The following is a 12,247-nucleotide window of genomic DNA, read 5'->3' as shown; positions in this document are numbered from 1 at the left end:
CGATGACCCGTCCCACGCCGCTGTCCGGGTTCCCGGAGTGGCTCCCCGAGCAGCGCCTGGCCGAGCAGCAGGTCCTGGACCGGCTGCGCCGGACGTTCGAGCTGTACGGCTTCTCGCCCCTGGAGACGCGCGCGGTCGAGCCCCTCGACCAGCTGCTGCGCAAGGGCGAGACCTCCAAGGAGGTGTACACCCTGCGCCGGCTGCAGGCCGGTGAGGGGGAGGACGAGCAGAGCCTGGGGTTGCACTTCGACTTGACCGTCCCGTTCGCGCGATATGTCCTTGAAAATGCCGGTAAGCTCCAATTCCCGTTCCGGCGGTACCAGATCCAGAAGGTGTGGCGGGGCGAGCGCCCGCAGGAGGGCCGCTACCGCGAGTTCCTCCAGGCGGACATCGACATCGTCGACCGCGACACCCTGCCCTCCCACTACGAGGCCGAGATCCCCCTGGTCATCGGCGACGCGCTGCGGTCGCTGCCGATCCCGCCGGTCAAGATCCTGGTCAACAACCGCAAGCTGTGTGAGGGGTTCTACCGGGGCCTCGGCATCGAGCACCCCGAAGAGATTCTGAGGATAGTCGACAAACTGGATAAAATCGGCCCTGACGCCGTCTCGGCCGAAATTCAGCAGCAGGCCACCGAGGCGCAGGCCAAGGCGTGTCTGGCCCTGGCCGAGATCACCGCCCAGGACGCGTCCTTCGCCGACGAGGTCCGCCGCCTCGGCGTCGAGCACCCGCTGCTCGACGAGGGCGTCGCCGAACTCGCCGCGGTCGTGGAGACGGCCCGCGAGCACAGCCCCGGCCTGGTCCAGGCGACCCTGAAGATCGCCCGCGGCCTGGACTACTACACCGGCACCGTCTACGAGACCGAGCTCGCCGGGTTCGAGCGGTTCGGCTCGATCTGCTCCGGCGGCCGCTACGACAACCTGGCCAGCGCCGGCCGCGACGTGTTCCCCGGCGTCGGCATCTCCATCGGCGTGTCCCGCCTGCTCGGCCTGCTGTTCAAGGCCGACGCGCTCGGCGTGTCCCGGCCCGTGCCGACCGCCGTGCTCGTCGCGCTGTGGAGCGAGGAGGACCGCCCCGTCAGCAACCGGATCGCCGCGTCGCTGCGCGCCCGCGGTATCGCGACGGAGGTGGCACCCGTACCGGCGAAACTCGGCAAGCAGATCCGCTACGCGGAACGGCGCGGCATCCCGTTCGTCTGGTTCCCCGCCAACGGCGACAACCCCGACCAGGTCAAGGACATCCGCAGCGGGGAACAGGTCGACGCCGGAGCGTGGGCACCCCCCGCCGAGGACATCATCCCGACGCTGCGGTGACAGAATGACTACGACCTGCCCGTGCTCGAAGGAGAGAGACAACCCGTGATCCGATCCCATCAGTCCGGCGCCCTGCGGGCCGGCGACGCCGGCACGACCGTGACGCTTGCCGGCTGGGTGGCCCGCCGCCGCGACCACGGCGGCGTCATCTTCGTGGATCTCCGGGACGCCTCAGGCGTGGTCCAGGTCGTCTTCCGCGAGGACATGCAGGTCGCGCACGCGCTGCGCAACGAGTACTGCGTCCTGGTCACCGGCGAGGTGCGCACCCGGCCGGCCGGCAACGAGAACCCTGACCTGCCCACCGGCGCGGTCGAGGTCGTCGCCACCGGCCTGGAGGTGCTGTCGGAGGCCGCGCCGCTGCCGCTGCCGGTCGACGACGGCGAGGCCGCCAGCGACGACGTGCGCTACCGCTACCGCTACCTCGACCTGCGCCGCTCCGGCCCGCACAAGGCGATGAAGCTGCGCTCCCGGGCCAACCAGATCGCCCGCAACCTGCTCGCCGATCGCGACTTCGTCGAGGTGGAGACCCCGACGCTGACCCGCTCGACGCCTGAGGGCGCCCGCGACTTCCTGGTGCCCGTCCGGTTGCAGCCCGGCACCTGGTACGCGCTGCCCCAGTCGCCGCAGCTGTTCAAGCAGCTGCTCATGGTCGGCGGCCTGGAGCGGTATTACCAGATCGCCCGCTGCTACCGCGACGAGGGCTTCCGCGCCGACCGGCAGCCGGAGTTCACCCAGCTGGACATCGAGATGTCGTTCGTGACCCAGGACGACATCATCGAGCTCGGTGAGGCGATCGTGCGGGCCCTGTGGTCCGACCTCGCCGGCCACGAGATCACCGGCGACATCCCGAAGCTGACCTGGCACGACGCCCTCGCCCGGTACGGCTCCGACAAGCCCGACCTGCGCTACTCCGTCGAGCTGACCGAGCTGACGGACTACCTGCGCGGCACCGAGTTCCGCGTCTTCACCGGCGCGATCGACGCCGGCGGCTACGTCGGCGCGGTCGTCATGCCCGGCGGCGCCGGGCAGACCCGCAAGGAGCTCGACGGCTGGCAGGACTGGGCCAAGGCGCGCGGCGCCCGCGGCCTCGCCTACGTGGTCCTGGACGCCGAGACCGGCGAGCCGCGCGGCCCGGTGGCGAAGAACCTGTCCGCGGAGCACCTGGGCGGCCTCGCCGACGCCGTCGGCGCCAAGCCCGGCGACGCGGTCTTCTTCGCCGCCTCCACCGAGCGCCGCGAGGCGCAGGAGCTGCTCGGCGCCGCCCGCATCGAGATCGCGAAGCGGGCCAAGCTCGTCGACGAGTCGGCGTGGTCGTTCTGCTGGGTCGTCGACGCGCCCATGTTCGAGCCCACCGACCCCGAGGCCGGCGGCACCGGGGGTGGCGCGAAGGGCTGGACGGCCGTGCACCACCCGTTCACCTCGCCCAACCGCGAGTGGATCGACCGGTTCGAGGAGTCCCCGGGCGAGGCCCTGGCGTACGCGTACGACATCGTCTGCAACGGCAACGAGATCGGCGGCGGATCCGTGCGTATCCACCGCGGCGACGTGCAGCGGCGGGTCTTCGACACCCTCGGCATCAGCTCCGAGGACGCCGCGGACAAGTTCGGCTTCCTGCTCGAGGCGTTCAAGTACGGCCCGCCGCCGCACGCCGGCATCGCCTTCGGCTGGGACCGCATCTGCATGCTCCTCGCCGGCGCCGACTCGATCCGCGAGGTGATCGCGTTCCCGAAGACCGGCGGCGGCTTCGACCCGCTGACCGGCGCGCCGACCCCGATCACGGCGCAGCAGCGCGCCGAGGCCGGCGTCGACGCCAAGCCGAAGGCCGCGGCCGCCGAGGCGAAGGCTTGACGGTGCTCGTGACCGGCGCCTCCGGGTATCTCGGAGGCGCCGTCGCCGCCCTGGCCGGGGCCGTGCCCGCACCGCGGGTGGACATCAGGGACCTGGCCGCCCTGTCCGCCCTGTTCGCCGTGGTACGGCCGACGACGGTCATCCACACCGCCACCACCCTCGGCAACAAGGGCGGCGCGCCGCAGGACCTCTGGCCCGTGGTCGCCGCCGGCGCGGCCAACGTCGCGGTCGCCGCCCGCTCGGTCGGTGCCCGCCTCGTCCACGTGTCCTCCGACGCCGTGTTCGCCGGCCGTGATGCGCCGTACACGGAGGCCGACGCGCCGTCGCCGGTGTTCGACTACGGTGCCGTGAAGGCCGCCGCCGAGGAGGCCGTCGCCGCCGTCGACCCGGACGCCGCCGTCGTGCGCACGTCCCTGATCGTCTCCGGCGGCCGCGGCGAGCTGTCCCGGCACGAGCGCACCTGCCTCGACCTGGCCACGGGCGCGGCGCATGGGGCGCTGTTCACCGACGAGATCCGCTGCCCGATCGCGGTGGACGACCTGGCCGCCGCCGTGGTCGCGCTGGCCGCGACCGGCCACGCCGGGGTGCTCAACATCGCCGGCCCGGAGGCGCTGTCGCGCCACGAGCTCGGGGTGCGGGTCGCCACCCGGCACGGCCTGGCCGCCACCGCCGTGCCCGCCTCCACCATCGCCGCGAGCGGTCTGACCCGCCCCGGGCGGGTGGTGCTGGACTCCTCCGCCGCAGCAGGGCTGCTCGGGCTCGTTCCGCGACCCGTCTAGGAAGTCTGTTTCGCAGCGCAAACATGTAGGGTCTGGGGCCGTGGACGGCTTGTTTGAGGTGCAACCACCGGGCGGCGGCGATCCCGCGCGGCCCGGCGGGTTCGACGACGTCGCCGCCGACGCGCCCCTCGCGGTGCGGATGCGGCCACGGACCCTGGACGAGCTGGTCGGGCAGCAGCACCTGCTCGCCCCCGGCGCCCCGCTGCGGCAACTCGTCGTCGGCGCCGCGCCGATGTCGGTGATCCTCTACGGCCCGCCCGGCTCCGGCAAGACCACCATCGCGCACCTGGTCGCCGGCGCCTCCGACCGCAAGTTCGTCGCGCTGTCCGCGCTCACCTCCGGAGTGAAGGACGTGCGTTCGGTCATCGATGTCGCCCGCCGCGAGCGCCGCCGCGGCGGCCCGCCGACCGTGCTGTTCATCGACGAGGTGCACCGCTTCAGCAAGACGCAGCAGGACTCGCTGCTCGCGGCGGTCGAGGACCGCACCGTCACGCTGCTCGCCGCGACCACCGAGAACCCGTTCTTCTCCGTCATCACCCCGCTGCTGTCGCGCTGCGTGCTGCTGAAGCTCGAGCCGCTGACCGACGACGACGTTCGTTCGCTGGTGCGGCGCGCCGTGGCCGACGCGCGAGGGCTCGACGGCCAGGTCACGCTCGCTGCGGAGGCTGAGGCGCATCTGGTACGCCTGGCAGCCGGCGACGTCAGGAAGGCCCTCACGGCGCTGGAGGCGGCCGCCGGCGCCGCCGTGGCGCAAGGGGCGACCGAGGTCGACCTGACCACCGCCGAGCGCGCCGTGGACGTGGCCGCCCTGCGCTACGACCGCGACGGCGACGAGCACTACGACGTGGTCAGCGCGTTCATCAAGAGCATCCGCGGCTCCGACGTCGACGCGGCCCTGCACTACCTGGCGCGGATGCTGGTCGCGGGGGAGGACGCCCGGTTCATCGCCCGGCGGCTCGTCGTGCACGCCAGCGAGGACATCGGCATGGCCGACCCGACCGCGCTGCAGACCGCGACCGCCGCCGCGCACGCCGTGGAGTTCGTCGGCCTGCCCGAGGTCCAGATCGTCCTGGCGCAGGCGGTGATCCACCTGGCGCTCGCCCCGAAGTCCAACGCGGTCGTCGCCGCGATCGGCGCCGCCATGACCGACGTGCGCGCCGGCCGCGGCGGTGCAGTTCCCGCGCATTTACGCGATGCGCATTACAAGGGCGCAGCTCAGGTCGGTCACGGCAAAGGGTACAAATACCCACACGACGACCCTCGAGGCGTTGTGCAGCAGCGGTACGCCCCGGAAGGGCTCGACGACCGGGAGTACTACCGCCCTACGGGCCATGGCGCTGAGCGCACTGTGGCGGAACGATTGCCGAAACTGCGGCGTATCGTGCGGGGGACCACAGGGTCTGCAGCAGAACCCGCGGCCGACGGCGTGACCAGCATGGTGGAGGAGCGGCACCGGTGACATCGGGTCGAGACGAGGCCAAGAAGCGGCGCGGCCGCGGCAAGGCCGAAGAAGGCCCGAGCGACGAGGACCTCGGCTGGCTCGCCGAACTCCGCAGCGCCCGCGGCGACGAGGACGTCCTGCAACCGCCCCCGGCCACAACGGCCCCGGGCGGCCGCGACGTGCTGGACGACGCCCCTGCCCCGGACCCCCGCCGCCGCGCCGACCCGCCGCGCCCCGCCGAGCCGACCCAGGCCTGGCACGTGCCACGCGAGTCCCCGTCCGGCGGCCTCCCGGCATCGGGTCGCCGCGGCGCGGAGCCTCCCTCGGGCAGCATCCCGGCGGCCGGGCGCCGTGGCGTGGAGCCTCCCTCGGGCAGCATCCCGGCGGCCGGGCGCCGTGGCGTGGAGCCTCCCTCGGGCAGCATCCCGGCGGCCGGGCGCCGCGGTCCTGCCGAGCGCGAGTCCCCGTCGGGCGGCATTCCTGCCGGTGGCCGTCGCGCCGCGGCGGAGCCTGCCGCCGGCTGGGCGGCCGGTCGTGGCCGTGGCGAGGCCGAGCGGGAGTCGCCGTCCGGTGGCATTCCGGCGGGCGGTCGTCGCGCGGCGGCGGAGCCTGCCGCCGGCTGGCAGCCCGGTCGTGCCGCGGGTCGTGGCGAGGCGGATCGGGAGTCGCCGTCGGGCGGTGTCCCGGCCGGTGGCCGTCGTGCCGCAGGTCGTGTCGAGCCCGAGCGTGAGTCGCCGTCCGGTGGCATTCCTGCCGGTGGCCGTCGTGCCGCGGGTCGTGGCGAGGCCGAGCGGGAGTCACCGTCCGGGGGCATTCCCGCGGGCGGTCGTCGCGCGGCGGCGGAGCCTGCCGCCGGCTGGCAGCCCGGTCGTGCCGCGGGTCGTGGCGAGGCGGAAGGGGAGTCGCCGTCCGGTGGCGTGCCGGCGCGCGGGCGGGGCAGCGTTCCCGAGCCCCCGCCGCCGTGGCAGCCGGAGACCTCCCAGTCCGCCGGGCGCCGCGCCGCCCCCGAGCCCTCCCAGCCCGTCGGCCGCCGCGCCGCTCCCGAGATCGCCGAGCCGGCCGCCGGGCGCCGTGCCGTGCCGGAGCCCTCGCAGCCCCCCGTGGGCCGCCGTGCCGTGCCGGAGGCCTCGCAGCCCCCCGCGGGACGTCGCGCCGTGCCTGAGACGTCGGAGCCTGTCGTAGGGCGCCGAGCCGCTCCCGAGACCACGCCGCCGGCCGGGCGCCGGGCTGCCGTTGAGCCGCCTGCTGCCGGGCCGGTGGCCGGCCGGGGCGTGGCGGGAGCCGCACCGGTCTCCGGCCGCACCGCCGTGCCCGGGGCCGTGCCTCCCGCCGGTCATGTCGCCGTGCCCGGTGTGACGCCCGCGGCCGGCCGCACCGCCGTTCCCGGCGCCGCGCCCGCGACCGGCCGCACGTCGGTGCCCGGTGTGACGCCCGCGACCGGTCGCACCGCTGTCCCGGGCAGCGCTGCCGTCCCCGGCGCCGAGCCCGTTGGCCGGGGGCAGGCCGCCGCGCCCGTGAGTCGGCCGCCCGTCGCCGGTGGCGGACCTGTCACCGGCCGTACGTCCGTGCCCGGTGGTGGGCTGGGCGCCGTGCCGGGTGTGCCGACCGGCGGTGTGCCGGGTGCGGCGCCGTCGCCGTGGGACTCGCCGGCCCGGGAAGCAGCGCCGGGAGGCCACCGTGCCCCGGTCAGCGAACGCCGCGCCGACGACGAGTCCCCGTCCCGCGGTCGCCGTCTTGACGAGGAGTCGCCCTCCCGCGGCCGGCGGGTCGACGACGAGTCGCCGTCGCGGGGGCGGCGGGCGGTGCCGGAGCCGCGCCGTGGCGAGCCGGACCTGGAGCAGAGCGGTGGGCGGAGGGTGTTCGAGGCGGCCGCGGGGGAGACCCGCTTCGCCGCCGACGGGCTCCCGCCCGCGCAACGTCGTGGTGGGTCCGGGGCCGAGCTGACCAGCCGGTTCGCCGCCGACGCCGGCCCCGCCGCGGCGCAGGGCAGAGGCGCCCACGGCTCAGCCGGCTCCCGAGGCGTCGGCGCCCAGGGCATCGGCGCCCAGGGCCCTGGCCCTCGCGCCGCCGGCCCGCACGGCACCGGCCCCACCACCGGCCCCCTCGCCGGCGGCGGCCCGGGCGGCCCAGGCGGACCAGGCGGCCCGGGCGGACCAGGCGGCCCGGCCGGACCAGGCGGCCCAGGCGGACCAGGCGGCCCGAAAGGCATCCAGACCGGCGGCGGCCCCGGCCCGCAGCACGGACCCCACCATGGCCCGCAGGGCACCCAGGACCCGCACGGCGCCGGCCCGCGCGTCGGGCCGCAGCAGCGTGGCCCCCAGCAGCGCGGGCCGCAGCAGCAGCGCGGGCCCCAGGGCGGCCCCGGTGGCCGGCCGGCGCCGTACGGCGTGGCCCGCCAGCCCGGCGAGGCGCCGCCGAAGCCGTTCGTGGATCTGGCCAGGTTCGACCCGAACCCGGCGACCACGTACCGCGGGACGGCCACCACCCCGGGCGCGTTCGACTGGGAGTCCACGACGCAGATCGCGCCGTTCGGGCTGCTGCAGCTCGCGCAGGCCAAACGGGTCCGGCAGCTGCGCCTGGCGACGATCATCTTCGTGGTGCTGGCGGTGGTGAGCGCGCCGGCGGCGTTCTTCGTGATCCGGGAGTTCACCCGGGACCCGGTGTTCGTGGAGCTGGACAACCTGAACCTGCCGGAGTGGGCGGCGCGCAACCCGACCGACGGGGCGCTCGGCAGCCGGTGGTGCATCCGCGAGTGCCGGTCCCGGCAGCGGACCTGGGAGTCGGCGCGCGGGCCGGAGGAGACCAACCGGGCGTTCGTCGGCAAGCTCAAGGACGCCGGCTGGGTCGAGTGGGACATCCCCGACTGCCAGGCCGAGGGCGTCGACGGGATCGAGACCTGCTGGCAGCGCGACGAGTACGTGCTGGACCTGTGGGTCCGCGCCGCCGTCTGTGACGTGAAGAACGCCCGGCCGACGGTGAACGCGTCGCCGCCCCCGGGGTCGGCCAAGCCGACGGCGAAGGCGCCGGCCAGCCAGCCGGCGTCACAGGAGCCGAACCCGCAGCCGAGCGAGGTGGCCAGCCCGGGGCCGGCGCCGACGGCGATCTGCCCGCTCGCGGTGACCACGATCAAGGTCTTCAACCGGATCAGCTACGGCCCAGGTGGGCAGTAGGCCGGCGGTTGAGCGCGACACCGGCCGGTCGAGAAGCGCCGCTACATCACGGAGGGTAGGGTTCCTCCGTTGGATGAGCGCATCCACGCGGGTGAAGGAGGTCGGGCGTGTCCGTGTCCCTGGGCGGTATCGCGGCGCTGGTGGCGTCGGGTGGTTTTTTCGTGCTCGTGCTCGTGCTCGCGGTGCCGATCCTGCGCGTCCGGCACACGATCGACGCGGCCACCGGCGCGCTGCGCGACGTCGCGGACCAGACGACCCCGATGCTGGAGCGGGTCAACATCACCATCGACAATGTCAACGTGGCCCTCAACCAGGTGCACACCACGCTTGACGGGGTCAACATGCAGCTGGCGCGCATCGACACGATCACCGAGAACGTGTCGCACGTGAGCGCCAACGTGGCGAACCTGTCCACGGTGGTCAGCGCGGCCGCCGCGAACCCGCTGGTGAAGGTCGCCGCCTTCGGCTACGGCGTGCGCAAGGCCGCCGCGAACCGCCGCGCCGCCGCCGATGAGGCCGAGGTGCGGGAGCAGATCAAGCAGTCGCGGCGCAAGCGGATCTGAGCGGCCGGCGCTGCCCGTACACCATTGAAAAAACTCGTACACCATTGAGAAAACGCGAACAGAGAGGTTGAGCCATGCGGCGGATGCTGTGGCTCGGGATCGGACTTGCCATCGGCGCGCTGGTGGTCCGCGCGGTGACGAAGAAAGCGCAGGCGTTCACCCCGCAGGGCATGGCCGCCTCGGCGCGCAACTCGGCCGCCGGGTTCGCCGACAGCGTCCGCGGGTTCGTCGACGACGTGCGCGACGGCATGGCGGAGCGTGAGGCCGAGATCCACGCCGCGTTCACCGAAGGTTCGACCCTTGACGAAGACCTTTACCCGGAAGGCCGGCAGCACCGATGAAGACCGCGGAGATCAAGCGTCGTTTCCTTGCCCATTTCGAGGGCGCGGGACACACGGTGGTGCCCAGCGCGCCGCTGCCGGCGATCGCCGACCCGAACCTGCTGTTCATCAACGCCGGCATGGTGCAGTTCGTGCCGTTCTTCCTCGGTCAGCGCACCCCGCCGTACCCGCGGGCCGCGAGCGTGCAGAAGTGCATCCGCACCCCCGACATCGACGAGGTCGGCAAGACCAGCCGGCACGGCACGTTCTTCCAGATGAACGGCAACTTCTCCTTCGGCGACTACTTCAAGGAAGGCGCGATCAAGCTCGCCTGGGACCTGTCGACGAAGCCGGTCGACCAGGGCGGCTTCGGCCTGGACGCCGACCGGATCTGGGCGACGGTCTACCTCGACGACGACGAGGCGATCGACATCTGGAAGCGCACCGGCCTGCCCGCCGAGCGGATCGTGCGCCGGGGCAAGAAGGACAACTTCTGGTCCATGGGCATCCCCGGCCCGGCCGGCCCCTGCTCGGAGCTGTACTACGACCGCGGCCCCGCCTACGGCAAGGAGGGCGGCCCCGAGGTCGACGAGGACAGGTACCTGGAGTTCTGGAACCTCGTGTTCATGCAGTACGAGATCACCAACGTGCGGTCCAAAGAGGACTTCGACATCGTCGGTGAGCTGCCGAACAAGAACATCGACACCGGCATGGGCCTGGAGCGCATCGCGTCGATCCTGCAGGGCGTGGACAACCTGTACGAGATCGACGAGGTCAACCCGATCCTCACCAAGGCCGCGGAGATGACCGGCAAGCGGTACGGCCAGGCCGTGTCGCACGTCGCCGCCGAGTCGCACCCGGACGACGTGCGGCTGCGCGTCATCGCCGACCACGTCCGCACCGCCCTCATGGTGATCTCCGACGGGGTCACGCCGTCCAACGAGGGCCGCGGGTACGTGCTGCGCCGCATCCTGCGCCGGGCGATCCGCTCGATCCGGCTGCTGGGCTGGCACGAGGGCCCGGCGCTGCCGATCCTGCTGCCGATCGCCCGCGACTGCATGGCGCCGTCCTACCCGGAGGTCGCCGCCGAGTTCGACCGGATCTCCACGTATGCGTACGGCGAGGAGGAGGCCTTCCTGCAGACGCTGCGGGCGGGCACCACGATCCTCGACCAGGCGGTCACGGAGACCAAGGCGGCCGCGAAGAGCGTGCTGCCCGGCGACAAGGCGTTCCAGCTGCACGACACGTACGGCTTCCCGATCGACCTGACCCTGGAGATCGCGGCGGAGCAGGGCCTCACCGTCGACGAGGAGGGCTTCCGCCGGCTCATGGCGGAGCAGCGCACCCGCGCGAAGGCCGACGCGAAGGCCCGCAAGACCGGCCACGCCGACCTGTCGCAGTTCCGTGCCGCGCTGGAGCAGGGCGGGCCGGTGGAGTTCACCGGGTACCGCGAGGTCGCCCGCGAGTCGGTCGTGCGCTCGCTGCTCGGCGCCGACGCCGCCGGCCAGGGCGAGGAGGTGTCGCTGGTCCTGGACGCGACCCCGTTCTACGCCGAGGGCGGCGGTCAGATGCCCGACCTGGGCGTCATCACCACCGGCAGCGGCAAGGTCGAGGTCCTCGACGTGCAGACCCCGCTGCCCGGCCTGATCGTGCACCGCGTCAAGGTCCTCGAGGGCGAGATCCGGCCCGGCGAGTCCGCGTTCGCGGAGATCGACACCACGCGCCGGCGGGCCGTGTCCCGGGCGCACACCGCGACCCACCTGATCCACCAGACGATGCGCAACTTCCTCGGCGAGTCCGCGACGCAGGCGGGGTCGCTCAACGCGCCCGGCCGGCTCCGCTTCGACTTCAACACCCCCGGCGCCGTGCCGCAGAGCGTCCTGCACGACGTCGAGCAGCAGGTCAACGAGGTGCTGCTGCGGGACCTGCTGGTGCACGCGTTCATCACCTCGCAGGAGGAGGCGCGCAAGCTGGGCGCCATGGCGCTGTTCGGCGAGAAGTACGGCGACGAGGTCCGCGTCGTCGAGGTCGGCGACTACGCGCGCGAGCTGTGCGGCGGCACCCACGTCGAGCGCTCCAGCCAGCTGGGCCTGGTGAAGATCCTCTCCGAGTCGTCGATCGGCTCGGGGGTACGGCGGGTCGAGGCGCTCGTCGGTCTGGACGCGTTCGGCCACCTGGCCCGCGAGCACGTGCTCGTGTCGCGCCTGGCCGAGCTCTTCCGGGTCCCCGGCGACCAGGTCGCCGACCGGGTCGAGCAGACCGTCGCGCAGCTGCGTGACGCGGAGCGGGAGCTGGAGAAGCTGCGCACCCAGCTGGTGCTCGCCAACGCCGGCGGGCTCGCCGATGCGGCGAAGGACGTCCACGGCGTCGCGTACGTCGGCACCGAGGCGCCCGAGGGCACCTCCGCCAACGAGGTCCGGACCCTGGTGCAGGAGATCCGCGGCCGCATCCCGGCCGACCGGCCCGCGGTCGTCGCGGTCACCGCCCGCGCCGGCGGCAAGGCGTCCCTCGTGGTCGGGCTCAACGCCGCCGCGAAGGGCCGCGGCCTGTCCGCCGGTGACCTGGTCAAGGGCGCCCTGTCCGGCCGCGGCGGCGGCAACGCCGACCTCGCGCAGGGCGGCGGCGTGCCGGCCGCCGAGGCGCCGAACCTGCTCGCCGCGGTCGAACGCGCGCTGTAGGTGACACCGACGGAGCTGGCGCCGGGGGAGTTGACCCGGATCGGCGGCGCGGGTGCCTCCATCCTGCCCTCGGGGTACGACACTTTTCCCGTACCGGCCGGCTCCGTCGATCGGATTAGTCCGATTTGTACGAAA

Annotated in this window: 8 protein-coding genes; all 8 read left to right on the top strand. The window is 73.8% G+C overall.

Features of this window, described 5'->3' with window-relative positions:
• Positions 1-2 precede the first annotated feature (2 nt).
• The 8 genes from hisS to alaS all read left to right on the top strand — a co-directional run bounded on the left by hisS (position 3) and on the right by alaS (position 12,112).
• Positions 3-1,313 (top strand): histidine--tRNA ligase, encoded by a 1,311-nt coding sequence (gene hisS / locus AB0H83_RS06955; RefSeq protein ID WP_360088118.1) that lies wholly within the window; start codon positions 3-5, stop codon positions 1,311-1,313.
• 45 nt (positions 1,314-1,358) lie between these two features.
• Positions 1,359-3,161, top strand: coding sequence for an aspartate--tRNA ligase (gene aspS, locus AB0H83_RS06950; protein ID WP_360088115.1), 1,803 nt, complete (start codon positions 1,359-1,361; stop codon positions 3,159-3,161).
• Positions 3,162-3,163: 2 nt separating this feature from the next.
• The gene (locus AB0H83_RS06945) at positions 3,164-3,940 is read left to right on the top strand and encodes a sugar nucleotide-binding protein (RefSeq protein ID WP_360088755.1); all 777 of its coding nucleotides are present in this window, start codon (positions 3,164-3,166) and stop codon (positions 3,938-3,940) included.
• Positions 3,941-3,998: 58 nt separating this feature from the next.
• A complete protein-coding gene (locus AB0H83_RS06940) occupies positions 3,999-5,399 on the top strand; it encodes a replication-associated recombination protein A (RefSeq protein WP_360088752.1) in 1,401 nt (466 codons plus the stop codon).
• A gap of 1,571 nt (positions 5,400-6,970) precedes the next feature.
• Positions 6,971-8,551, top strand: a complete 1,581-nt coding sequence (locus AB0H83_RS06935) for a hypothetical protein (RefSeq protein WP_360088112.1) — start codon at positions 6,971-6,973, stop codon at positions 8,549-8,551.
• A gap of 113 nt (positions 8,552-8,664) precedes the next feature.
• Positions 8,665-9,114, top strand: a complete 450-nt coding sequence (locus tag AB0H83_RS06930; protein ID WP_360088749.1) for a DUF948 domain-containing protein — start codon at positions 8,665-8,667, stop codon at positions 9,112-9,114.
• A 74-nt stretch (positions 9,115-9,188) separates the two neighbouring features.
• A complete protein-coding gene (locus AB0H83_RS06925; protein WP_360088109.1) occupies positions 9,189-9,455 on the top strand; it encodes a hypothetical protein in 267 nt (88 codons plus the stop codon).
• On the top strand, positions 9,452-12,112 hold the full coding sequence (gene alaS, locus AB0H83_RS06920; RefSeq protein WP_360088106.1) for an alanine--tRNA ligase: 2,661 nt from the start codon (positions 9,452-9,454) through the stop codon (positions 12,110-12,112). The genes AB0H83_RS06925 and alaS overlap by 4 nt, the downstream gene beginning before the upstream one ends.
• The last annotated feature ends 135 nt before the right edge of the window (positions 12,113-12,247 follow it).

The sequence above is a fragment of the Dactylosporangium sp. NPDC050688 genome (assembly GCF_040654515.1).
Classification (GTDB): Bacteria; Actinomycetota; Actinomycetes; order Mycobacteriales; family Micromonosporaceae; genus Dactylosporangium.
This window is presented reverse-complemented; position numbering and strand designations above follow the sequence as displayed.